Raw genomic sequence first — 23,954 nt, 5'->3', positions numbered from 1 at the left:
ATCAAAACGAATCCTGGCGTGGCAGGCGCTGGGACAATTCATCCAGCAGTTTTTGTTCGCGCTTGTCTTCCAGTTGCCGCGCCTCATCGATATAGCGCTGCACCAGTTTGCGCAGCCCCTCCACCCGGGCAAAGGCTTCTTGCCAGCTCTGCCGCGCCTTTTCCAGGTTGTTCTGGTGCCAGACCAGACTTTGACGCTGCTGGTCGATGGCGGTGCCCAACTGCGCAAGGAAGCCCTGGTAACCCAGCAACCACTGGCCGGAAACGCCATGGCTGCCGCGCGCGATCCATTGTTCCTGGTATTCGAAGCGGAAATTCTCCAGGTCCGCCAGCTTGCTTTCAGCGACGGCCACCTGCCCCTGGAAATAGGCCAGTCGCTGGACAGCGGTTTTCTCGGCCTTTTCGGCCATGTCCACCACCGGCGCCAGACGTGCCGCACGACTCGTGGCCACGGCCGATTACCCGCCGGCAACCGGGGCGAAGATGGTCTGCAGGTGCGCTTCGCTGGCGCCCATGCCGATGTTGTCGTTCAGGCTCTGGCGCAGGTAGACAGCCATCGCCGGATAGAGGTTGATCGCGGTATCGGTTTCACGGTCGCCACCCGGCACATAGGCGCCGACGCTGATCAGGTCGCGGCTTTGCTGATAGCGCGACCAGTATTGCTTGAACTGCTGGGCCCGCTTCATGTGCTCGGCGCTGATGACCGACGGCATGACCCGGCTGATGGACGCCTCGATGTCGATGGCCGGGTAATGACCTTCTTCGGCCAGGCGCCGGGACAGGACGATGTGGCCGTCGAGCACGCCTCGCGCCGAGTCGGCGATAGGGTCTTGCTGGTCGTCGCCTTCGGACAGCACGGTGTAGAACGCCGTGATCGAGCCGCCGCCCTTCTCGGCGTTGCCGGCGCGCTCCACCAGCTTCGGCAGCTTGGCGAACACGGAAGGCGGGTAGCCCTTGGTCGCCGGCGGCTCGCCGATGGCCAGGGCGATCTCCCGCTGGGCCTGGGCAAAACGGGTCAATGAATCCATCAGCAACAGGACATTCTTGCCCTTGTCGCGAAAATACTCGGCAATGCGGGTGCAATACATGGCGGCCCGCAGGCGCATCAATGGCGCATCATCCGCCGGCGATGCCACCACGACAGAACGCTTGAGGCCCTCTTCACCGAGGATGTGCTCGATGAACTCCTTCACCTCGCGACCCCGCTCGCCAATCAGTCCCACCACGATGATGTCGGCTTCGGTGAAGCGGGTCATCATGCCCAACAGCACACTCTTGCCCACGCCTGTACCGGCGAACAGGCCCAGCCGCTGGCCGCGCCCGACCGTCAACAAACCGTTGATGCAACGAATGCCCACATCCAGCGGGACGCTGATGGGGTCGCGCTTGAGGGGGTTGATGGTCGGGCCGTCCATCGGCACCCAATCTTCGGCCTTCATCCCACCCTTGCCGTCCAAGGCCCGTCCGGCCCCGTCCAGCACCCGACCGAGCATGCTCATGCCCATGGGCAAGCGACCGGTATCGGCCAGAGGCACTACGCGCGCGCCCGGAGCGATCCCGGCGACGCTGCCCACCGGCATCAGGAACACCTTGCTACCGGAGAAGCCCATGACCTCGGCCTCGACCTGCACCGGGTGGTAACTGTCGTCGTTGATCACCAGGCAGCGACTGCCCATGGCGGCACGCAGGCCCTCGGCTTCGAGGGTCAGCCCGACCATGCGCAACAGGCGCCCTTCGAGAATCGGCTGGCCGGCCAGCTCGGTAGCCTCGGCGTAGCTACCCAGGCGCTTGCCGAAGCTGGTGCGTTCAAGACGCATCGCGGCCATCCGGCTCGGCAGCAATCAACTCGGCACCGTCCGCGGCCAAGGGCTCGTCCGGCAACTCCAGGCTCAGGTCGGCGGTAGCCGGGTGCAGGGCCTGCTCATGCAATTGGTCGAACAGCTTGGCCATGATCTGGCCGATACGGGTTTCGATGGTCGCGTCGATACGGCTGTGCTCGGTTTCCACACGACAACCGCCCGGCAACAGGGTTTCATCCTCGACGATGCGCCAGGTTTCCTCATGGCGCTCGCGCAGGGCTTTGACCAGTTCGAAATCCTGGGGATTGATGTACAGCCGCACGTTGCCCACGCCCAGCGGCAAAAGCTTGAGGGCCTCGCGCATGACGTGCTCGATCTGGCTCGAATCGATGGCCAGCTCTCGCTGGATGACCTGCCTGGCGATGTGTTGCACCAGCCCCACCAGGGATTTTTCAATCTGGGTGTCCTGCTCGGCGATGGGCTCGAACAGGTTGAGCATCAGCGATTCCAAGGCCCGCAGCTTGGCCGTCAGCGCCACGTCAGCTTCCTGACGGACCTTGAGCGTGGTGCTGTGGAAACCTTCCTTCTCACCGATGGCAAAGCCTTCGTTGTAGGCTTCCTGGCGAATGCCTTCGACTTCTTCGAGGGTCAGTGGCTGGACTTCCTCCAGCGGCACCTCCTCCATCTCCGGCAGTTCTTCCACCGGCTCAGGCTCAGGCTCCGGCACATGGGGATCGAAGCTGGGCAGCGACCAGACGTCGAAACCGCCGACGTCCCGGGCGCGGATCAGGCCGCTGGGTGAATCATCACTCTTGGCAGACATAACGACCTTAGATCATCTCTTCGCCGCCCTTGCCACCGAGCACGATCTCTCCGGCTTCGGCCATGCGGCGGGCGATGGTGAGGATTTCCTTCTGCGCGGTTTCCACGTCGCTGACGCGCACCGGGCCCTTGGCCTCGAGGTCGTCGCGCAACAGTTCGGCCGCCCGTTTGGACATGTTCTTGAAAATCTTCTCCTTGACACCCTCGTCCGAACCCTTGAGCGCCAGGACCAGCACGTCGGAGGACACCTCGCGCAACAGCGCCTGGATGCCACGGTCGTCGACATCGGACAGGTTGTTGAACACGAACATGAGGTCTTCGATCTGACCGGACAGGTCTTCGTCGAACTCGCGGATCGAGTCCATCAGTTGACCTTCGATCGAGCTGTCGAGGAAGTTCATGATGTCCGCCGCGCGCTTGATACCACCCAGGGTGGTGCGCGAGGCATTGGAGTTGCCCGAGAACTGTTTCTCGAGAATCTGGTTCAATTCTTTCAGGGCCGCCGGCTGCACGGTGTTGAGCGAAGACACCCGCAGAATGATGTCCAGTCGCACCTTGTGGTCGAAGTTGCCCAGCACTTCGCCGGCCTGATCCGGGTCGAGATACGCCACCACGATTGCCTGGATCTGCGGGTGCTCGTAGCGGATCACATCGGCCACTGCCCGCGGTTCCATCCATTTGAGGCTGTCCAGGCCGCTGGTATTGCCACCCAGCAGGATCCGGTCGATCAGGCCGTTGGCCTTGTCCTCGCCCAGGGCCTGGGTGAGCATCTTGCGCACGTAGTCGTCGGAACCGACGCCCAGGCTGGTCTGATCGCCAACGATGTCGACGAACTCGCTCATCACCTGCTCGACCTGCTCGCGGTGCACATTCCCCATCTGGGCCATGGCCACGCCCACACGCTGGACCTCCTTGGGCCCCATGTGGCGCAGCACCTGGGCGGCGTCGGTCGAGCCCAGGGACAGCAGCAGAATCGCGGCTTTGTCGACCCGGGACAATTTGGCAACAGCGGCTCGATTATCACTCATCTGCGTTGATCCACTCTTTCACGACCTGGGCCACACGACCCGGGTCTTCTGCCACCAGACTCTTGATGGCGTTCAACTGAGCGTCATAACCTTCGCTCGGGCTTGGCAGCAGAATGCTCTGCGGCCCGCCGAGGCTGACGCGATCGTTAGCCAATTCGCCATCCAGGCCGCCCATGCCTCCCAGCTCTACATCGCCCAAGCCAGCCAACTGCTTGTTCTTGCCGCCATTGGTAATGTTGTTGAGCACCGGACGCAGGACACCGAACACCAGCACCAGGATGAACACCACGCCCAATACTTGCTTGACCACATCCCAGAACCAGGGTTGCGAATAAAACGGAATATCGGCGATGACTTCACCACGCTCCGAGGAGAACGGCACGTTGACCACACTGACGCTGTCGCCACGGCTGGCGTCGAAACCGACGGCGTCCTGGACCAGGCGAGTGAAGCGCGCCAATTCGTCGGCGCTCCATGGCGCACGGCTGGTTTCGCCGTTGGCCGGATTGACCTTGACCTGGTCATCCACCACCACCGCAACCGACAGACGGGTCAAACGGCCCTGCTGTTGCTTGGTGTGGCTGATGGAGCGGTCGAGCTCGAAATTCTTGGTCGATTGTTGACGCTTGTCGGCCGGGTACGGCGCGAGCATCGGCTGGCCGGTGGCCGGGTCCATGATCTGCTGGCCGTTGGCGTCGACCAGCGGCTGGCCTGGCTGCACCATGCTCGCGGAGGCAGTAGCACCACCGGTGGTCTGCGGTGCACTGGCCGGCGATGGCGGCTGGTTGCTCAGGGCACCGGGTACGCCTTGCGGGCCATTGCTGGCGGTGCGCTGCTCGTTCACCGACTGCTCGCTGCGCAACGCCGGTTGATCGGGGTTGAACTGCTCGGACGTCGATTCGACAGCGCTGAAATCCACGTCGGCCGAGACTTCGGCTTTATAGCGATCGTTCCCCAGGATCGGTTGCAGGATGTTGTGCACCCGCTGGGTCAGCATGCCTTCCATGCGACGGCTGTAATCGAATTGCTTGCCGGCCATGGTCAGTTCGGAATTTTCCGCCTGGTCGGACAGCAAGGTGCCTTTCTGGTCGACCACGGTGATCTGGGACTTGCTCAACTCGGGCACACTGGTCGCCACCAGATTGACGATGGCAAGGACCTGGCCTGGCTCCAGGGAGCGGCCGGGATACAGTTCAACCAGGACCGACGCGCTTGGCTTGCGCTCGTCGCGCACGAACACCGAGCTTTTCGGAATCGCCAGGTGCACACGGGCACCCTTGACGTTGTTCAGGCTGGAGATAGTACGTGCCAGCTCGCCTTCCAGGCCACGACGATAACGGGTCGCTTCCATGAACTGGCTGGTGCCCAGGCCCTGGTCCTTGTCGAGAATCTCGAAACCGATGTTGCCATCGGTAGGCGTCACGCCGGCGGCGGCCAGCTTCAGGCGCGCACGCGCCACGTCGTCGGCCTTGACCAGCAAGGCGCCAGAATTCGGCTCGACGGTATAGGGAATGTCGGCGGAAGCCAGGGTTTCCATGACTTGCTTGGCATCCATACCCGCCAGGCTGCCGTACAAAGGACGGTAGTCTGGCTGCTGGGACCACAGCACCACGGCGAAACCAATTGCCACACTGGCAGCCAGGCCGACCAACAGGCCCACCTGACGCAGCATGGTCATCTCGGAGAGGTTTTCCAGGAAGGACAGCCCGAACAACGGCGGTTTGCCGTCTGGCGGGGTGGCTTTGGCTGGAACGTTATCTACGGCTGCTTCTGCCATGACTCAATAGTTTCCTTAGACCGGCATCTGCATGATGTCTTGGTAGGCCTGGACCAGTTTGTTGCGAACCTGGGTCAGTGCCTGGAACGAGACAGTGGCTTTCTGCGAAGAGATCATGACGTCGGTCAGGTCGACGCCACTTTTGCCAATTTCAAAAGCACTGGCCAGTTGGTTCGACGCCTGCTGGGTATCGTTCACTTTATTGACGGCCTGACCCAGCATGTCGGAAAAACTGCTGCCGCCCACCTGGGGGACCGCAACCGATTTGGGCTGCGACATGGCGTCCATTTGCATGGCCCGCATGTCCAGCATCAACCGATTAAATTCAATACCTTGGCTCATGGTCTACTCTCTCTGGCGGCCCGCGTTTTTTTGACGCTTACTCGATGGGTACACAGGTGTTAGCAACAAGGGTGCCAGCTCCATGGCGATAGCAATAAACTCATGTGGGAGCGAGCCTGCTTGCGAAAGCGGTGGGCCAGTCAACATCTGCATTGGCTGACCCGACGCTTTCGCGAGCAGGCTCGCTCCCACAAGGAAATTACCGGTTTACACAACTCAACTGGCGAACAGATAGGCCTCCACATCCATCCCCGCGTCACGCATCTGCGCCAGTTTGTAGCGCAGGGTGCGCGGGCTGATACCCAGGCGTTCGGCCGCTTCCTTGCGACGGCCGCGTTCGGCGCGCAGGGTATCGATGATCATCTGGAATTCGCGCCGCCGCAGGTCATCCTCCAGCGCACCGGCCGACTCGCTTTCCATCTCCACTTTCAGCGGGGCTGGCGCCAGTGTCGGCAACGGCGCGCACGCCACGGGACCTGTCAGGCAAAAATCTTCCGGCTGGATCAAACCACCCTGCTGCAGAATCAACGCACGCTGAATGGCGTTATCCAGCTCCCGCACATTACCGGGCCAGGGATAAGCGATCAGGCAGGCCCGTGCCTCGGCCGACAATCTGGCCGCTGCATGCTTCATTTTATTGACGTGCCGGGCCAGCAGACGCTCGGCCAGCGGCAGGATATCGGCAGTGCGCTCGCGCAATGGACGCCAGGCGAGAGGAAATACCGACAGACGGTAGAAAAGGTCCTCCCGAAAACGACCCGCTGCCACTTCACCGGACAGGTCACGGTTGGTGGTCGCGACTACGCGAATATCCAGGCTGATGGGTTTGCGCCCCCCTACCCGCTCCACTTCCCGCTCCTGCAATACCCGCAACAGCTTGGCTTGCAGCCCCAAGGGCATTTCGGAAATCTCATCAAGCAGAATGGTGCCACCGTCGGCCTGCTCGAACTTGCCGGCCTGGGCCGCAATGGCGCCGGTAAACGAACCCTTTTCGTGGCCGAACAGCGTCGCCTCGAGCATGTTGTCGGGAATCGCCGCGCAGTTGATCGCGATGAACGGTTCGTTGGCGCGACGGGATTGCTGGTGGATGTAGCGCGCCAACACTTCCTTGCCGGTACCCGACTCACCGGAAATCAACACGGTTGAATCGCTGCGCGCGACCCGTGCAGCCAATTCAAGCAATTGTGCGCTGGCTGGCTCGAGTGCCACCGGGCCGTCCCCCTCGACCACAGGAGCGCCCAACGCATGACGAGCCACCAGATCGAGCAGTGCCTTGGGCTCGAACGGCTTGACCAGGTAATCCGCCGCCCCCTGACGCATGGCGTCCACTGCTCGCTCGACAGCGCCATGAGCCGTCATCAGCAAGACCGGCAACTGAGGCTGCCGAGCACGCAACAGCCCAAGCAGTTGATGGCCGTCCATGCCCGGCATGTTTACATCGCTGACCACCAGACTGAAGGTTTCCCGACCCACGGCCAGCAGCGCATCTTCCGCCGAGCCGACGGCAGCGTAATCGTGCCCGGCCAGCACCAGCGTGTCGGCCAGCGCTTCGCGCAGGGCCCGGTCATCCTCAACCAGCAACACCTTGATCGCCATCGACTTCACTCCACCTCCGGCGCACCGGAAAACAGCGGCAGGAGCACCAGCGCACAGGTGCCACGCCCCAGCCGCGAACGCAGTTGCAATTCTCCCTGATGAGCACGGGCCACAGCCTTGACCACAGTCAGGCCGAGGCCGGTCCCGGTGGTCTTGGTCGTGAAGAACGGCTCGCCGAGACGCGCCAGCACTGCTGGTTCGATACCGCCACCATTGTCACTGACACACAGGCGCAAGGTATTGTCGCGGCGATACAGGTGCACCTTCAGCCGTACGTCTTCGCCACTGGCCTGGATGGCATTTTCGATGAGGTTCAACACTGCGCCCACCAGGGTATCGCGGTTGCAGAGCAGCTCCCCGGCATGGCTATCGCACTGCCAGCGGATCGGCAGATCCCGTACATGGGTCGATGCCGCTGCCTGCAGGGATTGCAGCAGGGCCTTGGGGGTGATGCGGTCGGTCAAGGGCAGCTCGCCACGGGCGAACACCAGCATGTCCCGCACCTGATGCTCGAGTTCGTGAAGGCGCTCTTTCAGGCGCCCAGCGAAGCGCTGCTGGGTTTCCATCGGCAGTTGCTGTTCGGTCAGATGACTGGCGTACAGCAGCGCGGCGGACAGCGGCGTGCGAATCTGATGAGCCAGCGATGCAACCATGCGACCGAGGGACGACAGGCGCTCATGACGAGCCAACTGGTCCTGCAGGTGACGGGTTTCAGTCAGGTCGTTGAGCAACACCAGCTGTCCGGGCTCGGCATCCAGCGAGCGTGTCGAGATGGACAGGCGCCTGCCGTCCTTGAGGGATACTTCATGGCCGTCATCCTCACGGGGAGCAAAACAGCGAGCAATGACGTGTCGCCACAGCTCACCTTCGAGGGGCAACCCGAGCAACTCGCAGGCCGCCGGGTTGGCTTCGCGAACGAAACCATGGGCGTCGATGACGATGACACCGCCAGGCAACAGGTCGAGCAGATTCTGCAAGCGATTGGCCAGACGCTCCTTTTCCGCCAACTCTTGCATGCGCTGGGCGCTGACCACCGCCAGCTCGCCCTTGAGCTCGGTCACCCGGGCTTCGAGCAGGCTGTAGGAATCGGTCAACTGGCTGGACATCTGGTTGAACAGCGAAAACGCCTGCTCAAGTCCAGGCCGGCTTGCCTGCTCGGCGGACGGCATGAGCCCCGACTCAGGGACAGGAGACATCTGGACGTGGGCGGCTTGGCTCATCGAACTCTCTCGCTTGGCTGACCGTCAGTTAAACGGACTGTTGAGAGAGCTTTAGCAATAGCCGTGCCGGAAAGCGGTAAACATGAATCGAGCTGTCGCGGGGGCTTTGTGGCGAGGGGATTTAGCGAAACGTCGCACCGCCCCGCTGGGCTGCATAGCGGCCGCAAAAACAGGGCCGCTTCGCGCCCCAGCGGGGCGGTGCGACGTTTCGATAAATCCCCTCGCCACAAAAAATCAGGCGGTCATGAGACAGGCGTCAATCATCCGCCTGTTCATCGCCTTCGCGACGGCTCATGCCGTACTTGCGCATCTTCTCCACCAGGGTGGTGCGACGGATGCGCAGGCGTTCCGCTGCACGGGCCACGATACCGTTGGCGTCGTCCAGGGCCTGCTGGATAAGCCCTTGTTCCAGGCCACCCAGGTAATCCTTGAGATCCAGGCCTTCCGGCGGCAGCAAGGCATTGCTGGTGAAATCCGGTGTATGGCCATTGATCGCCACGCGCTCTTCCAGGTCGCTACGCAGGGAGTCGACCATTTGCTCGTCTTCGTCGTCGACGTAGCGGAATTTCTTCGGCAGCTCCGCCACACCGATCACGCCATAGGGGTGCATGATCGCCATGCGCTCCACCAGGTTGGCCAATTCACGAACGTTGCCCGGCCAGCCATGACGGCACAGGGACATGATCGCCGCCGAATTGAAGCGGATCGAACCGCGCTTTTCGTGCTCCATGCGCGAAATCAGCTCGTTCATCAGCAATGGAATGTCCTCGACGCGCTCACGCAACGGGGCCATCTCGATCGGGAATACATTGAGGCGGTAGTAAAGGTCTTCGCGGAAACTGCCGACCTCGATCATGCTCTCGAGGTTCTTGTGGGTCGCGGCGATGATTCGAACGTCGACGCTCTGGGTCTTGTTGCTGCCCACGCGCTCGAAGGTGCGCTCCTGCAGGACCCGCAGCAGCTTGACCTGCATCGGCAACGGCATGTCGCCGATCTCATCGAGAAACAGCGTGCCACCGTTGGCCAGTTCGAAGCGCCCGGCCCGGCTGGTGATCGCGCCGGTAAAGGCGCCCTTCTCGTGCCCGAACAGCTCGCTCTCCAGCAACTCGGCCGGAATTGCACCGCAGTTCACCGGCACGAACGGGGCTTCGCGACGCTTGGAGTGGTAATGCAGATTGCGCGCAACCACTTCCTTGCCGGTGCCCGACTCACCCAGGATCAGCACACTGGCGTCCGTATCGGCGACCTGCTGCATCATCTGGCGCACGTGCTGGATCGCCCGGCTGGTGCCAACGAGGCTGCGGAAAAGGTTGGGTTCGCGATGCCTGCCGCGCTCACGGGCCTGATCGTACATCTCGCGATAAACCTGGGCGCGATGCAGCGAATCGAGCAATTTGCTGTAGCTGGGCGGCATTTCGAGCGTGGAAAGCACTCGACGACGCTGGTCTTCGGGCAAGTCAAGGGAAGAATTTTCGCCCATTAACAAAACCGGAAGGAACTCATCCCAGGTTGAGAGTGTCTTTAACAAGCCCAAAAGAGACGCGGGGGCATTTACGGTCCCGATCAGGACGCAAATGACTTCACGACTGGACGCCAGCGAGCCGACGGCCTGCTGCCAGTCATGACTTCCGCACGGTAAATTTTCTTCGCCAAGAAAATTTAAAATCACCGCCAGGTCGCGGCGGCGGACGCTATCGTCATCGATCAGGAGAATTTTGGTTTCACGCCACATGCAATAGCAACTTCCCTAGTCAACTCAGTGCCCGAAATTAGGGGGCAAGCTAGACGCTTGCAGACTTGTCATGCCTGTAGACGCCTGAAATCTGTAAACAGCTACTAGTTAAGTCAAAAAACGGTGCACAGTCAAATTTATGGCGCACTTTGTTCGGATTAACTGAGCATTAACCGAACAGATGGTATACCTTTGCGGCGTTTTGCGCTTGATGGATCTGCTGCATCTCGTCGACGACCGCCTGACGCTCTCCCGTCGCCGCTTCCAGCAACTGCCGATACACTCCCAGCAACTGCTCAAGATTTATCCGCAGCGCCGCCTCGTCCACCTGGGCCTCGCCCAGAACGTCTTCCATGCAGGAACGGCAAGCCAGGTCCAACTGACCGATTGCCTCCCAGTTTCGCTCGGCCAGGGCATCGACCAAGGCATCGCGGGTTTGTTCGATTCGCTGCAGGACAAGACTCATGGGAGCACTCCTTAGAATTGCGGACCAGGTACGGCAATAGCATCCCAGCCTTCCTTGACCGTGCGAAGCAGATCGGCGACTTCGTCGAGGATTTTCGGATCGGCCTTGACGTTGGCTTCGGCCAGACGCTTCATCATGTAAGCGTAAAGAGCATCCAATTCAGCGACCGACTCAGCCTGGTTTTCCAGGTCCAAGCCCTCACGCAAACCACCGACAATACCGATGGCCTTGCTGATCAGAATGCCTCTGTTTGCAATATCCTTGCGCCCCATCGCGCCCTTGGCCTGGGCGATACGATCCAGCCCGCCCTCCATGAGCATCTGCACAAGACGATGGGGGCTTGCCTCGGAGGTTTGCGCCTGGGCACCAATCTTCTGGTATTGGCGAAGGGCCAACATCGGATTCATGTTCTACCTCATCAAAAAACTCAAAAAACTTCGGTTCGTATAAATAGCGTATCGACGCTGCGTCAAAAAACTTTAGACCGAAAAGCCGAAAGCCCGGAACGTTGTCACAACGTTGCCGGGCTTTTTTGCATCGCTCGATGAATCAGCTGTTCTTCTGCTGTGCCGATATCGCCTCGAACATGGAGGTGATGTTATTGGCGGTGGCTTTCAGCTTGCCGACCAGCTCATCCATCTTGTTGTATTTTTTGGTCAGTACGGCCGTCAGAGTTTCGACCCGACGATCCAGGGCCTCCTGATCGCTCGCCAGGCGGGTCTGCGTTCTGTTCAGCGTCGCTGTCCGTTGATCAAGGATTCCGCCAGTCTGAGTGTAGGGTTCGATAGCCTTGCCCATACGCTCCAGCAAACCATTGGTACCGGTGAACATCGTCTGGACTTCACCACTGAGCTTTTTATCATTCATCGCTGTGGTGAATGTGGTGCTGTTGAAGTTCAACGCCCCTGTCTTCTGGTCGGTGGTGATACCCAACTGGGCCAGCACCGTCAGTTTGTCGCCAGCCCCGGTTTCCGACAACGGACCACGAATCGACGCGAGGACCGAACGCGGCATCGCATCACCGGTCAGTTTTGCCGGCACGGTCAGTTTACCGTCAGCATCGAGCGAAGGCTTGGTCAGCGCGGTGATGCTGTTGGCGACGGCGTTGTACGCATCGACAAACTTCTGAATGGATGCTTTCAAGCCATCATTGTTCGGCGCAACGGTAACGGTCGAGGTCGCACTCGCCCCCCCACTGAGCAAATTCAATGTCAGTCCGGAAATGGCCTGGCTTACCGTATTGCTTTTGCTGGTCAACGACATGCCGTCGACGGAAAACTTGGCATCCAGCGCCAGGGCACCAATGGCCCCCGCCGAAGTGGCCGTCAGTGCCGCACCACCGGCCCCCACGACGTTCGTCCCATCGATCTCCAGCCCAGCGATACCACTGACCGAGATGTCGGAACCAGCCCCCGTGGTCGTCGAACCCAGCACCAGGCGCGAACCAAAGGAGTCGGTCACGATGTTGGCACTGAAGCCCGCAGCCTTGAGGGACGAGTCCGCGTTGATCGAGTCACGAACCGATTGCAGGGTCGCACCGGCGTCCACATTGAGGTTGTAGTTGACGCCATTCTGCGTGATGGTCAACGTGCCGCTCGGAATCGCACTGGTAGTGCCACCGGCAAAGGCCGCCGTGGTGACTTTGGAAGACGTTGCGATGTTATCGACCTTGATCGCATAGGTACCGCCCACCGCAGAGTTGCTGGCGGTGGCCGTGAGAACGGTGGGGGAAGAGGATGTTGCAGCGAAACCGGCGAATTGCGGGGTCGTTGTACTGGCCAAGTCCTTCATGGCGGTATTGAAAGCTGCCAACAACGACTTCAGGGTTCCCACCCCGGAGATACTATTGGTAGTCGTCGTCGTCGCTCGGGTGATCTGACCTTGCTTGGCGGCCTTGTCGGAATCGACCAGCGCCTTGACGATCGCAGTGGTATCAAGGCCAGAGCCTAGACCCAAGCCAGGTAGAATTGGACTTGCCATGTGGGACTCCCTTCAGTGTGTCGCCGGCCTTTTGACCTTTACAACGCCCAAAAGAACATAGCTACAAAATTCGTGCCGGTTGTCAGGCTTCGGCGCTGAACAACAAGCTGTTTGCATCATTCAAACTGTTCGCCAGCTTCAGAACTTCTTCGTTCGGGATCTGGCGAATCACTTCACCGGAACCACTGGCAATCACTTTAACCACTACTTTGCCTGAAGGCTCATCGATGGAAAACTCCAGATTACGCTTGACCGATTGAACGAACTTCTCGATCTCCTGGACAGCTTTCTTGAGTTTTTCCTGCTCGGCAGCGGCATCTTTAGGGCCTTCCTTGACCGGCGCCACAACCAAAGCGTCGGCTTGAGGCTTCTCCACTGGCTTGTCGACTACGGTGGGTGCCGGCTTCGCCGCAGGATAAGACAAGTTCAGCTTCACGCTCATATCCATGTCCATCACCTCTTGAACGGAAAAAGCGAGAGAGTACGCAAGCGCACTCCCCCGCTAAAACTCATCCGGCTATTACTGAAGCAGCTTCAGTACAGCGGATGGCAGTTGGTTGGCCTGGGCCAGAACCGAAGTGGAAGCTTGTTGCAGAGTCTGCTGCTTGGTCAGCTGGGCAGTTTCAGCAGCGAAGTCGGTGTCTTGTACGCGACCCAGTGCAGCACTGGCGTTTTCGTTGATGTTCTGCAGGTTGGAGATGGTGCTGGCGAAACGGTTCTGAGCAGCACCGAGGTCGGCACGAGCACTGTTGATGGTATCGATCGCGCTGGTGATTGCATCCATGGCAGCCGAGAAGTTGGTTTCAGCAGTAGCGCTGTCGGAACCAACGATGGTGATTGCCGAGTCAACACCCAGGGCCGCGGCGTCAAAACTGGCGCTCAAGGTCAGGGAGATCTGGTTGTCAGAACCGGTGTTCGAACCGACCTGGAAGGTCATGGTGCTGGCAGTACCGTCGAGCAGGTTCTTGCCGTTCAGGTTGGTGCTGTTGGCGATACGGGTCAGTTCGTCGCTCATCTGCGAGAACTCTTTGTTCAGGGCGACACGGTCGGTTGCGCTGTTGCTATCGTTACGGGACTGGATGGCCAGTTCACGCATACGTTGCAGAATGTTGGTCTGCTCCTGCATCGCGCCTTCAGCGGTCTGCGCCATGGAGATACCGTCGTTGGCGTTTTTGATCGCCATGGTCTGACCGCGGATTTGCGAGGTCATACGGGTAGCGATCTGCAGGCCGGCGGCGTCGTCTTTGGCGCTGTTGATTTTCAGGCCGGAAGACAGGCGGGTCATCGAAGTGGACAGAGCGTCGGAAGCCCGGTTCAGGTTCTTCTGAACGTTCAGCGATGTAGTGTTGGTGTTTACTGTTAAAGCCATGACGAATTCCTCGTTGGTTGGGTACTGCGGCTTTCCGGCCCTTTGGCAACCGCCGGGGGTGTGGCCTAGAGAACCTTCGTAATAGTTATCGTCGGGTTGGGAGCTTGCTTGAGGGCTTTTTTCAAAAAATTTGCTAGCAGGTGGCCATCCCTTGAGAAACAAGGGCTTAGCGCAGGGGAAAGGCTCGAAAAATGGCGCCAGAAATCTGCACCAGCACATTGTGGGCAAAAAAAATGTGGGAGCGGGCTTGCTCGCGAAAGCGGTAGATCAGCTTGTGCTGAACCGACGCCTTCGCGAGCAAGCCCGCTCCCACATCACATCTCAGTTTTTTGATCAGTCGCGATAGAGAATCGCGGAGCCCCATGACAGGCCAACACCAAAACCACTGATCGCCACACGCTTCCAGCTGGCATCCAGGGCATGCTTTTCCAACAGCAGTGGAATGCTCGAGGACACAGTATTCCCGGTCTCGACCATGTCCTTGATGAACTTCTCGGGCTTGTCTTCGAAACGGCGCGCCACGGCATCGACAATCGCCGCGCTGCCCTGGTGGATGCAGAACGCGTCGATGTCGCCAGGCTGCAGTGACGACTCGCCCAGCAGTTCGTGCAAATGAGCCGGCACTTTCAGCAAGGCAAAGTTGAACACCTGGCGCCCGTTCATGAAAAACACGCCGTCACTGACCTTCAGATGCGGTGCTCCGGAACCGTCGGTGCCAAACTTCGCCTTGCCCAGTTGCCAGATCGCCCCCTCCCCCATCCAGGTTGCGGTGGCGGCATCGCCAAACAACATGGTGGTGTTGCGATCTTCAGGATCGACGATCTTCGAGTAAGGATCAGCCGTCACCAACAGGCCATTCTTCAGCCCTGCGGCCTCCATGAAGCCTTTCAGGGCATAGATGCCGTACACATAGCCCGAGCAACCCAGGGAAATGTCGAACGCTGCCACATGGGTCGGCAGGCCCAGCTTGTCCTGTACGATGGCTGCGGTATGAGGCAACCCTTCTTCGTCACCGTTCTGGGTGACGACGATCAGCGCATCGATCGACTCGCGCTTGAGCTCGGGATTGCTGGCGAACAACGCGTTCACCGCTTCGACACACAGATCCGAAGTTTCCTGGTCAGCGTCTTTGCGCGGCAGGAACGCCGAACCAATCTTGCCAAGGATGAACTCTTCATCCTTCTCGAATTTGGCACCCTGAGCGTAGTTATCCACACCAGCGGTCGGCACATAACTCGCTATGCTTTTTATGCCAATCATCATGGCTTCCCGATCATGAACAGCGACTAGGTTCACCCCCGAAAGCTCAGGGGCGCTTCAAATGGTTGATTTCCAAGGGCGGACGCCTGGTCTGGCGAACGGACGAGCCTCCACTCCATGGAACACAATACAGTGAAGATGCACTTTATGACCTATGCGTCACGCCGTTTTGTCCTGAAGGGGCATTTTTTCACGACAAACGAAGCCGTGTCACTTCCAGAGGCGGTGTCGAGCACCGGACAAAAATCCTGGAGATGGCGGCGTGATCAGAGGGGGAAGACGCCGGCAGGTTTCAGTTGCCGGCGTTGAGGGAAAGCCTTGTACGGCTGGGGTTACGCAGCCGGTGCGTCCAGCAAGTCGATCCAGGGTACGTTGCGCACCGGTCCCAGGGCGAAACCCGCGCCTTCCAACGCCAGGTTCCCGTTGTAGAATCGATCCTGGGCCAACGCCTCGGACCACTTTTCACGCAGTGCCGCACGCGCCTGTGGCTTACTCGCCAGTACGCCGGACTGGATAACCTGCACATGCGGCGTCCATACCGTCAGGTACCCGGCCTGTCCGACTCTGAGGCACAGGTCCACATCTCCCAGGGCCTCATCGAACAAACCGCTGTCTATGCCGTCAGCCGCTTCGAACAACTGCTTGGAAATCATCAGGCAGGCAAAGGACACCGCCGAGCAATTCTGCTCGACGACAAGTCTGTTCATGTAGCCTCTGGCAGTCTTCGGTTCGCCAACGAATGCCGAGCCGACTTCGCCGTTCAAGCCCAGGATCAGGCCCGCCTGGGTGACACGTCCATCGCGCTCGATCAGCTTGGCACCCACCACTCCGACCTCCGGACGCAAGGCCTGATTGAGCAGCGATTCGATCCAGTTGACGTTCACTACTTCGCTGTCAGCCGCCAGCGTCACCAGATAGTCGCCCTTGGCCTCCTGGCTGGCCGCGTTGATCAAAGAGCCCGTCGCCATGTCTTGCTCGATATCCAATAAGTGAACACGACTTGCCTGGTGTCCCTGCCCCTGGAGCCAGGTACGCAGCACAGCGTTGTCTGCCGCGGCGGCGCAGAGCAACACCTCGTAGCGCTGATATCGCGTGCGCTGCAGCACGCTGAGCAGACAGCGTTGAAGGGACGTCAGCTCGCAAGCACCATGGATGATGATCGACACCATGGGCCGTTCGGCAAAGCGATAGTCGATTTTATGCGTGCCCGGCACGACCGCGCTCACATCGGCCTGATAGCCACGAACCGCCAGATGACGCAACAGGGTCTTGCGCTCATCGGCGTTGTCTTCCACCGTCGGCGCCTGGCAAATCAGTAGCGGCTCATCCAGGTGGGCAAGCCTCTCCAGGCCGTCCTGCTCGATCAGGCGCAACAACAGATCGAACTCCATCGCATTCTTGAACTCGCGCGAATAACCGCCGAGCTTTACCAACATCTCGCGTCGTACCAGCCAATGCCGCGCCATCAACGCCGGGGAGCTTTGCAGCAAATCAAGGTTGAACCCTGGCCGGAAGACATCGGCCAGCGTCCCGTCAGGCTGGCGATGGACCTCATCCATTGCCACGGCCTGGCACTGTGGCGCGGCCAACAATTCCACACCCGCACGGAACAGACCGCCCGGCGTCAATTCATCGCCGGCCTCGGCCATGACCATCCAATCACAATCGCTCTGGCTGATAACCTGATTGATTTTGTCGACGTAGTTGCTTTCGTTGACTTTGACAAAATGCAGGACCTGCTTTGGTGTCGTCTCGGCCGGCAGGTCACCGGTAGTAAACACGACAATCTTGAACGCCCGGCAATAGCCATTGATCACGCTGTCGAAGGTTGCCTGCATCTTGAATAGGTCGGCGTCCAGATCCAGGATCAAAATGCCGAAACTCGGTCCACCTTTGCGACTGGCCAGGTATTCGGACACTTTCCGGGCTTCACTGGCGCTTGGTTCACGCGCATCGAGCCAACGCAGCAACTGACCGGAGCGCGTGGCGTCGAACAACCTCGCGGTGTTTTCAAAGGCCGCCGCCTTGAGCCGTTTTTCCCAGGCCCGGAGCATTTGCACGTAGCGCTTGTCACCCTTGGCTTGCATGACCTCGAGCAGCTGCTCCACCAGGTCCTGGTTGAAGGCATAGCTCAGGAAAGCCCTCGCCAGCTGTTCATCAAGCGGCTCGGCGCTGGTGTTGCGCTGAGGGCGAGACAACTCCTTCTGCTTGAGCATGACCGCTTCCAGTTCCTTCAACTGCACCGTCCCGCTTGGCGCCGCATGAAGCAGAAACTCCAGGGAAGTGAGCACGTCGAAAAAAGCCTGGTTATAAAAGGGCAACTCAACGTATTGCGTCGGCTCGAAACGCCGAACCGGTTCGCCACGCCGTGAGTCCCAGGTCGACTCGAACAATTTCCCGGCCTGCGGCACCGAACGTTCGACCAGCTTCTTGAGCATGGTCCGAACCTGCTCCCGCACCGAAGCATCAGTACCCAAGACTTGGGCCAACATAGTGCCCATGCGTTCCTGTTCAGCGGCCACTCGCAAGTCCTCGGTACCAGCCGCCATGCCAACCGGGTTCCGTGGCTTCGCCACGCGACTGCGCTCGTGTATAGCGTAAGGAATGTCCAGCAAACGGACCTTTGCATCCGCCACCACCCCAAGGGAATGGCCAGCCTCCTGCAACCGGGAATCAAAACCGACGGGCAACGAAGCGTAACTGCGTCGCAAGGTTTCAGTGCGCGTGAGGGCATTCACCAGGGATGGGCAATCCTCGGCAAACACGGCTAACCGAGCGTCAGCCGATGCGTTGGAGTAACCCTCACGTCCCTTGCGATCGAGCAAGTAATAGTCGACACGGTCGGCATGCGCTTCGAACGCCAGGCCATAGCCTTGGCAGGCACCGTATTCAGTGTGCGCTTCCAGGAAACTCAACGCCTGCTCGAGCCCCTGGGGTAACAGGAAACCCTCGGCATCGGCAATCGCCAGGTAAGGGGTGGCGACTCGCTCGACAGCCTGGCGAACCTTGTCGCCGAAACCAATGGCCGTTGGCGCGTGCAGGTATTGCACGCCGGGGCACGCTGCCGTGATACCAGCGTCGATCAGGCTTGATGAATCGATCACCAGTACGGCAAATGAACTGTCGCGGTAGTGACGCAACGCCCGCCGCAAGGCAGTCGACTGGTCGTGAGCGAGCAGCACCAGGGTAACCCGTTCATTGAACGGCGCAGTCGATCCTGCTGGGACATTGCTTTGCATATTCATTCCTTAACGAGTGGGTGGCCGCACCAGCGATGGCGGGAGTCTCGCGGTTGAAACCCATCAATCCGGCAGCCAACCATTGGCCCAATACTGCAGGTTGTCGCCGCGCAAGATAAAATCGCGCAGCACCACTTCACGTAATTCGTCGCCCATCCGGTAGCTGGCAATCGGATCCGCCAGGTGCATACGGATTGCCTCCAGCCATTCTTCGGTGCTGTTGGTGAGGACCCGTGTACAAGGCAAGTGTCCCCGGTATGCCTCGGTATCCGAACAAATGACCGGATAGCCGCACGCACCGTATTCCAACAGGCGAAGATTGCTTTTGCAGTCGTTGAAAATATGGAATTCCAACGGTGCCAAGGCCAGGTCGAGATTCAGGCTGGCAAGCTTCTTCGGATAATCCGCCAGGCTCACGCCCTGATGAAACTCATGGATATAGGGCTTGAGTAAATCGGGACACATGCCAAAAAAAACCCATTCGACTTCATCAGCCAATTCCCGGACGACATCGGCGATGAGCTCCAGGTCGCCGCGGTGGCTGGTGCCCCCTCCCCAACCGATACGCGGCTTGCTGGAGGTTGCACGTTGGCTTCTGAGCCGGTTCCACAGGCCAGCCGCCAGCATGTTCGGCACGACGCGGATGTCGTGGTGCATGCTGGACAGGACGTCCGCCAGCGGATGGGTTGACACCACGACCCGGTCACACAGGCCTATCCCTTGGCGCAGCAAGTCCTCAAGGTTGTCCGGCATGTTGCGGCGGTGTTCGTTTTTTTCCGGAACCTTGGCGATGTAGTCATCCAATTCGTAGATGCGCATGGCGTTGGAGTAAGTCTTGACCTGAGTGATGTCCTTGAACTTACCGACGTTATAGCGACCTTGAAGGATGATCACATCCGGCGACTGGCGCTCGATGTCGATGATCGAAGGCGTATCGTAGGCCACACGCCCCACGATTCGTCCAGCCGCCTCCAGCTCGAATAACGGTTGACTGACCCGGTAATGCCCCACCGCCGAAGTATTGACCGCCAGCCCCAGGATCGAAGGGACGTTGCGGGTGACCAACGGATTCCAGCCGGTGCGTGGTCCGGGCTCGAGACTGAAGCTTTTCCCGGTCAGGGTCAGGTTACGGTTGTAGGCGGGATCGTTGGCGATCCTGGGCAACCAGCGCTGATAGAACGCTTCTTGTTCATGCTCCAGCCGCTGCTTCCATGCAGGATCACGACTGGCTTCCACACCGGCCGCCAGCACGACATCGCTGTAAGGTGTAGTGACGATCAGGTAACCGTTTTTTCCGACCTGCTGGCATAACTCCAGAGAGTTGATCCGCTGCGTAGTGATCGACTCATCGAAGCCGCCAGCTTCCTCCAGAACCTGCTTGCGCACCAACAGGCAGTGATCGCCGACAGCGCTCCAGTTCTGCACCGTCTGCAGGCGCTGCATATAGCCGCCAGACGTTACCGACTCGTTGACGAAAGCCCTGCCTGCCAACCCACCCAGCCCCATGACCATGCCGGAGTCAATGACCCGGCCTTGCTGGTTGAGTGTGCGGGGTCCGACGATCCCCACCTCGGGACGCAGCCCATGATTGAGCAACTCATCCAGCCAGGCAGCTTCCAGCAGGATGCAACTGGGGTTGAGCAACAACAGGTACTCACCGCGGGCATGCTGGGCGGCGAAATTGCGGATCACGGCTTCGCTGCCGCTTCCCGGGTGCAGGAGTATCCGCAGCTTTTCACTGCCCAGCTCCGCCATGGCCCGTAGCCAATGCTGCAGCTCGGGGTTTTCACTGGCGTTATCGACAATGATGATTTCGTAATGCGGATACACGGTCGTGCTGATCAGGCTGTTTACGCAACGTTCCAGCGCGCCCAGGTCATCCTTGACGCTGATGACGATGGACACCAGAGGGCGCGTATCGAACAGGTATTCGATACGCGGGACCAGCGCCAGGAGCGGCCCCGGATGAAGCCGGTGCGGCACACCGATACGCTGTAGATGAGTGCTGATCAGCCGGGCGTTTTGCTCGATGACCTCGGGCAACGACAGCCATTGGGCAAATGAAAACATCGATTCGACCTGGACTTCCGGGATGTGACTGATGACCTGCGGCCCATCCGTCTCCACCAATCGCCAGATCAAGTCATGGGGCGCCAGCTCGCCCAGGCTCGAATCGAATCCGCCCGAGGCCAGGAATCGGGCACGCTCGAAGGCGAGTGTCCGGCCGACATAGGGATAACCGCGCATCAGGTCCAGATTGAAGTCGGGCTTGAAAATCGGCTCCACCGACTTGTCATCCACCAACGCACCTTCATCGCTGTAGATACAGGCAGAAGCCGGCGAGCTGACAATCCGGTCGGCCATTATCAGCAGCGCAGACTCCGTCAGTCGATCGCCGGCACGCAGCAGATAGAACCAATCAGCCCCGTCCAGTTGAGGCAACAGCCCATTGAGTTGCTGCACCCAGTCCGCTTGCAGGCCAAGGCGCAGGACATGGTTGTCCACGGCCTGGCGCCCATTGGACAGCAGCAGCACCGATTCGCAGGCATAGGCTTGGGCAGCGATGCTCTGCAGGGTAATACCCAACGCATAAGGATCGTCCTGCTCATCGATGATGACGGGTACGATCATTGGTCGATAGGCCCAGCGAGCGATCTGCCGGGACAAGACTTGCTTGCGTAATGGGCTGAAATGTCGACACGCCAACCATTGCACATAGAGGTCTGCGTAACTTTCGATGTCAGTACCGACTTGCGAACCGATGACACCCTGGCGAGTCGCAATGACCGAGTAAACGTTGATTTCCTCCCACTCGGACGTCTCTGGGTCCTTGTTGTGCTCCAGCGCCAGGTAGCGCACCCAGCCACTGGCTGGCGCCGGCTCGCCGCTGCGCTGGGTCAGCATTTCCTTGAGCCACGTCAGCTCCACCGTGGCTGCGTCAAGCATCTTTGCCTGACGCGCCAGGCGCTCCGGATGCAGCCGCTGGCCGCTTCCCTCGGCGTAAAGCTGAACCAGATTACCCCGACGCAACAGGCAGATGAACAAGGCAAAATCGAGGACAGCCTCAAAACCTTCACCGGGCCGGGCCAAGGCCGGCAACAAAGCCTCGACATCTGCGCGACGCATTAATGCGCCACTGAAACCGCCGAGAATATTGCGGGTGGTTTTTTCAAAATACGCCAGCATGTCGCTGCCGTTGAACATCGCATCGAACAGCGTGATGCCGGTGTTTTCAACACGTACCGGCAAGGCGTAATTGTCTGCATCGATTAAATGATGCTTGTTGATCACCAGCGATACTTGCGCATGCTCCTGCAAGATCGCCGCCTGCTGCTTGACGCAGAACGCCAGCAACTGGTCGTCATCGCACAGGAACTTGATGAATTCGCCCCGGGACTCTTCAAGGCAGCGCAATAGATTCTGCTGGAATCCCAGCCGACTCGGGTTGCGCAGGTAGCGCACCGCAACATGGGAGCCCATGCCAATTTGCTGAACAATCTGCTCGATTTCATCGGTGCGGCAATCGTCGCAGATGACAATCTCGAGATTCTCGTAGGTCTGCTCGAGCGCGCTTTGCAAGGCGAGGCGGAAAAAGCGAGGGTTGAACGCGGGAATGGCAATGCTGACAAGAGGAGCTGATTTCACACGCATGGCTCTCAACCGTTGGGCGCCAACTCAGGCGAGAGCAGGACGTCCTGGATCGTATAGAGGAACGAGTCAGGGACCGCTTATAGCGTCACGGTCCCTGCCTGAATCACATTTTGTTGAACAAGCCCAATTGAGCGATCTTGCTGAAGGCCAACTGCGACGCCTGCAGCATAGTCTGCTGCAAGGTCAGGCGCGTCATCACTTCGGCCGGATCGGAATCACGGATTGCAGACTGGGTTTGCGAGTTCGCCAGGACAAAGCTCTGATTGGTATCGCTCTGGGTATCGAGCGCCTGCCCGCGGCCGCCGACCGAACTCAGTGCACTGGTCAACTGGTCGGTGCCACTGGCCAGGTTACCAATACCCGAAGCCAATGCCGCATTCAGTTTCTGGATAGCGATGTTGTCGCCATCGGCTGGCGTGTTCAAAGCCGTCCGCAACTGGCTCACGGTGTCCAGGATGTTCTGCGTCTCATGGGTATTGACCGCGATGCTGAACTGATCGTTGGCGGCCGGGGCACCGTTGAGGGTAAAACTCACACCGGATGCAGTGGCAACGTTGCCCGCCAGCGTGCCGCTGGACACCGGTTTGCTGTCAGCAGTCAGTGGCGCGGCGTACAGATCGAAATCCGTGGCGCTGGTGAACTTCAGCACCGCCGACCCCGTCGGAAAGCTGGCGTGGTACGCCACCGGATCGGTGATTGCGCTACCGGTGATCTGGGTTGCGGTGGTATTGCCCGGGCTGCGGGCCGGAGCGAACGAGTCGGGCTTGGCGGCCAGGGTGAACGTATGGCCAGGCAAGACCGTGCCGGCAACATCACCCGCCTGAAGGTTGACGTTCAATGTCAAGTCTACGCCACGAAAGCTCACCGTCTGCCCGGTCTGGTTGTTCGGCTCGATGACCCCGCCCTTGCTGGCTTCGGCGGTCACATCATTGCCACTCGAATCGGTGATTTTCAACTGGGTGCCGCTGGCAAACTCCACGGTGTACGGCTCGCCACTGCGGAACTGGCTGTTGTAGGTCACACTGGAGGACACTTGGCCGTTGGTCAGCACGACACGCCCGTCATCCACCGCCGGCGCGGTCATGGTGACCTGGCTGCGACTGGTGTTGATGGCTTGCTGGAACGCATCCCAACCCGTGCTGTTGGTGGCCATGGTCATGGTGTCGCCGATCGGCAGGTCAAGGGTGACCTGGTCACCGTTGTAGCTGTAGCTGCCATCGTCGTTATGGGTGAACGGTACGACATCGCCCTTGGAACCGGCAAAGATGTATTTGCCGTTTTCATCCTTGGTGTTCATCAGGCTCAGCAGCTGCTCTTCGATCGAGCCCAATTCCGAGGCAACCGCTTTGCGGTCCGAGTCGGTGTAAGCGGCGTTACCGGCACTCACGGCCAATTCCTTGGCGCGCTGCAGCACATTGCCAATACTGGTCATGACCGCTTCGGTCGTGCCCAAAGTTGCCTTGATGGTGGTGACGTTGGTTTCATATTGGGAAAGCATCGAAGCCTGGTTGCCCAACTGCAGCAGGCGCGAAGCGCCCACCGGATCATCAGCGGCGGTGTTCACACGCACCAGGCTGCTGGCTTCTTCGCTGGTCTTGACCACCTTGGCGAAGTTCTTCTGGTAGTTCGCAGCCGTGCTTTCGTAGAACTGAGAGGTAGAAATGCGCATGGGCT

The 23,954-nt window shown here is 59.7% G+C and carries 18 protein-coding genes; all 18 read right to left on the bottom strand.

The window, feature by feature from the left end; translation table 11 throughout:
- Position 1 precedes the first annotated feature (1 nt).
- Complete coding sequence (fliJ, locus tag LOY67_RS07740) at positions 2–451, bottom strand: flagellar export protein FliJ (RefSeq protein WP_265066652.1); 450 nt, start codon at positions 449–451, stop codon at positions 2–4.
- A gap of 6 nt (positions 452–457) precedes the next feature.
- Positions 458–1,816 carry a flagellar protein export ATPase FliI gene (fliI, locus tag LOY67_RS07735; protein ID WP_041020346.1) on the bottom strand — a complete coding sequence of 453 codons (1,359 nt, stop codon included), beginning with the start codon at positions 1,814–1,816 and terminating at the stop codon, positions 458–460.
- The gene (gene fliH / locus LOY67_RS07730; RefSeq protein ID WP_265066651.1) at positions 1,806–2,621 is read right to left on the bottom strand and encodes a flagellar assembly protein FliH; all 816 of its coding nucleotides are present in this window, start codon (positions 2,619–2,621) and stop codon (positions 1,806–1,808) included. Before fliH ends, fliI begins: the two co-directional genes overlap by 11 nt.
- 7 nt (positions 2,622–2,628) lie before the next feature.
- Positions 2,629–3,648, bottom strand: coding sequence for a flagellar motor switch protein FliG (gene fliG, locus LOY67_RS07725; protein ID WP_003199086.1), 1,020 nt, complete (start codon positions 3,646–3,648; stop codon positions 2,629–2,631).
- Positions 3,641–5,425: a flagellar basal-body MS-ring/collar protein FliF gene (fliF, locus tag LOY67_RS07720; RefSeq protein WP_265066650.1), complete on the bottom strand. Its 1,785-nt coding sequence runs from the start codon at positions 5,423–5,425 to the stop codon at positions 3,641–3,643. Before fliF ends, fliG begins: the two co-directional genes overlap by 8 nt.
- 15 nt (positions 5,426–5,440) lie before the next feature.
- Entirely contained in the window at positions 5,441–5,767 is a 327-nt protein-coding gene (fliE, locus tag LOY67_RS07715; RefSeq protein WP_041020343.1) for a flagellar hook-basal body complex protein FliE, read from the bottom strand.
- Positions 5,768–5,983: 216 nt separating this feature from the next.
- Positions 5,984–7,363 carry a sigma-54-dependent transcriptional regulator gene (locus LOY67_RS07710; protein WP_265066649.1) on the bottom strand — a complete coding sequence of 460 codons (1,380 nt, stop codon included), beginning with the start codon at positions 7,361–7,363 and terminating at the stop codon, positions 5,984–5,986.
- Positions 7,364–7,368: 5 nt separating this feature from the next.
- A complete protein-coding gene (locus LOY67_RS07705) occupies positions 7,369–8,559 on the bottom strand; it encodes a sensor histidine kinase (RefSeq protein ID WP_265067715.1) in 1,191 nt (396 codons plus the stop codon).
- 280 nt (positions 8,560–8,839) lie between these two features.
- Entirely contained in the window at positions 8,840–10,315 is a 1,476-nt protein-coding gene (locus LOY67_RS07700; RefSeq protein WP_265066648.1) for a sigma-54 dependent transcriptional regulator, read from the bottom strand.
- Positions 10,316–10,484: 169 nt separating this feature from the next.
- Positions 10,485–10,781 (bottom strand): hypothetical protein, encoded by a 297-nt coding sequence (locus tag LOY67_RS07695; RefSeq protein ID WP_047701652.1) that lies wholly within the window; start codon positions 10,779–10,781, stop codon positions 10,485–10,487.
- Positions 10,782–10,792: 11 nt separating this feature from the next.
- A complete protein-coding gene (fliS, locus tag LOY67_RS07690; RefSeq protein ID WP_265066647.1) occupies positions 10,793–11,188 on the bottom strand; it encodes a flagellar export chaperone FliS in 396 nt (131 codons plus the stop codon).
- 142 nt (positions 11,189–11,330) lie between these two features.
- Entirely contained in the window at positions 11,331–12,761 is a 1,431-nt protein-coding gene (fliD, locus tag LOY67_RS07685) for a flagellar filament capping protein FliD (RefSeq protein WP_265066646.1), read from the bottom strand.
- Between the two features lie 82 nt (positions 12,762–12,843).
- The gene (locus LOY67_RS07680) at positions 12,844–13,209 is read right to left on the bottom strand and encodes a flagellar protein FlaG (RefSeq protein WP_265066645.1); all 366 of its coding nucleotides are present in this window, start codon (positions 13,207–13,209) and stop codon (positions 12,844–12,846) included.
- A gap of 72 nt (positions 13,210–13,281) precedes the next feature.
- Complete coding sequence (locus LOY67_RS07675) at positions 13,282–14,130, bottom strand: flagellin domain-containing protein (RefSeq protein ID WP_265066644.1); 849 nt, start codon at positions 14,128–14,130, stop codon at positions 13,282–13,284.
- A gap of 333 nt (positions 14,131–14,463) precedes the next feature.
- Positions 14,464–15,390, bottom strand: a complete 927-nt coding sequence (locus LOY67_RS07670) for a ketoacyl-ACP synthase III (RefSeq protein WP_265066643.1) — start codon at positions 15,388–15,390, stop codon at positions 14,464–14,466.
- Positions 15,391–15,722: 332 nt separating this feature from the next.
- A complete protein-coding gene (locus LOY67_RS07665; protein ID WP_265066642.1) occupies positions 15,723–18,629 on the bottom strand; it encodes a glycosyltransferase family 2 protein in 2,907 nt (968 codons plus the stop codon).
- A gap of 63 nt (positions 18,630–18,692) precedes the next feature.
- A complete protein-coding gene (locus LOY67_RS07660; protein WP_265067714.1) occupies positions 18,693–22,274 on the bottom strand; it encodes a glycosyltransferase in 3,582 nt (1,193 codons plus the stop codon).
- 109 nt (positions 22,275–22,383) lie between these two features.
- On the bottom strand, positions 22,384–23,949 hold the full coding sequence (locus LOY67_RS07655) for a flagellar hook-associated protein 3 (RefSeq protein WP_265066641.1): 1,566 nt from the start codon (positions 23,947–23,949) through the stop codon (positions 22,384–22,386).
- Positions 23,950–23,954: the final 5 nt, after the last annotated feature.

The sequence above is a fragment of the Pseudomonas sp. B21-056 genome (assembly GCF_026016325.1).
Taxonomy (GTDB): domain Bacteria; phylum Pseudomonadota; class Gammaproteobacteria; order Pseudomonadales; family Pseudomonadaceae; genus Aquipseudomonas.
The sequence above is the reverse complement of the archived record's forward strand: the minus strand, read 5'-3'. Positions and strand labels throughout refer to the sequence as shown.

Coding starts and splice junctions, on each gene's coding strand:
- fliE (WP_041020343.1), bottom strand. CDS start 5,767: ATGAGCCAAGGTATTGAATTTAATCGGTTGATGCTGGACATGCGGGCC.
- LOY67_RS07655 (WP_265066641.1), bottom strand. CDS start 23,949: ATGCGCATTTCTACCTCTCAGTTCTACGAAAGCACGGCTGCGAACTAC.
- LOY67_RS07680 (WP_265066645.1), bottom strand. CDS start 13,209: ATGGATATGAGCGTGAAGCTGAACTTGTCTTATCCTGCGGCGAAGCCG.
- LOY67_RS07675 (WP_265066644.1), bottom strand. CDS start 14,130: ATGGCTTTAACAGTAAACACCAACACTACATCGCTGAACGTTCAGAAG.
- LOY67_RS07710 (WP_265066649.1), bottom strand. CDS start 7,363: ATGGCGATCAAGGTGTTGCTGGTTGAGGATGACCGGGCCCTGCGCGAA.
- LOY67_RS07705 (WP_265067715.1), bottom strand. CDS start 8,559: ATGTCTCCTGTCCCTGAGTCGGGGCTCATGCCGTCCGCCGAGCAGGCA.
- LOY67_RS07665 (WP_265066642.1), bottom strand. CDS start 18,629: ATGCAAAGCAATGTCCCAGCAGGATCGACTGCGCCGTTCAATGAACGG.
- fliF (WP_265066650.1), bottom strand. CDS start 5,425: ATGGCAGAAGCAGCCGTAGATAACGTTCCAGCCAAAGCCACCCCGCCA.
- fliH (WP_265066651.1), bottom strand. CDS start 2,621: ATGTCTGCCAAGAGTGATGATTCACCCAGCGGCCTGATCCGCGCCCGG.
- fliS (WP_265066647.1), bottom strand. CDS start 11,188: ATGAATCCGATGTTGGCCCTTCGCCAATACCAGAAGATTGGTGCCCAG.
- fliI (WP_041020346.1), bottom strand. CDS start 1,816: ATGCGTCTTGAACGCACCAGCTTCGGCAAGCGCCTGGGTAGCTACGCC.
- LOY67_RS07700 (WP_265066648.1), bottom strand. CDS start 10,315: ATGTGGCGTGAAACCAAAATTCTCCTGATCGATGACGATAGCGTCCGC.
- LOY67_RS07670 (WP_265066643.1), bottom strand. CDS start 15,390: ATGATTGGCATAAAAAGCATAGCGAGTTATGTGCCGACCGCTGGTGTG.
- fliG (WP_003199086.1), bottom strand. CDS start 3,648: ATGAGTGATAATCGAGCCGCTGTTGCCAAATTGTCCCGGGTCGACAAA.
- LOY67_RS07695 (WP_047701652.1), bottom strand. CDS start 10,781: ATGAGTCTTGTCCTGCAGCGAATCGAACAAACCCGCGATGCCTTGGTC.
- fliD (WP_265066646.1), bottom strand. CDS start 12,761: ATGGCAAGTCCAATTCTACCTGGCTTGGGTCTAGGCTCTGGCCTTGAT.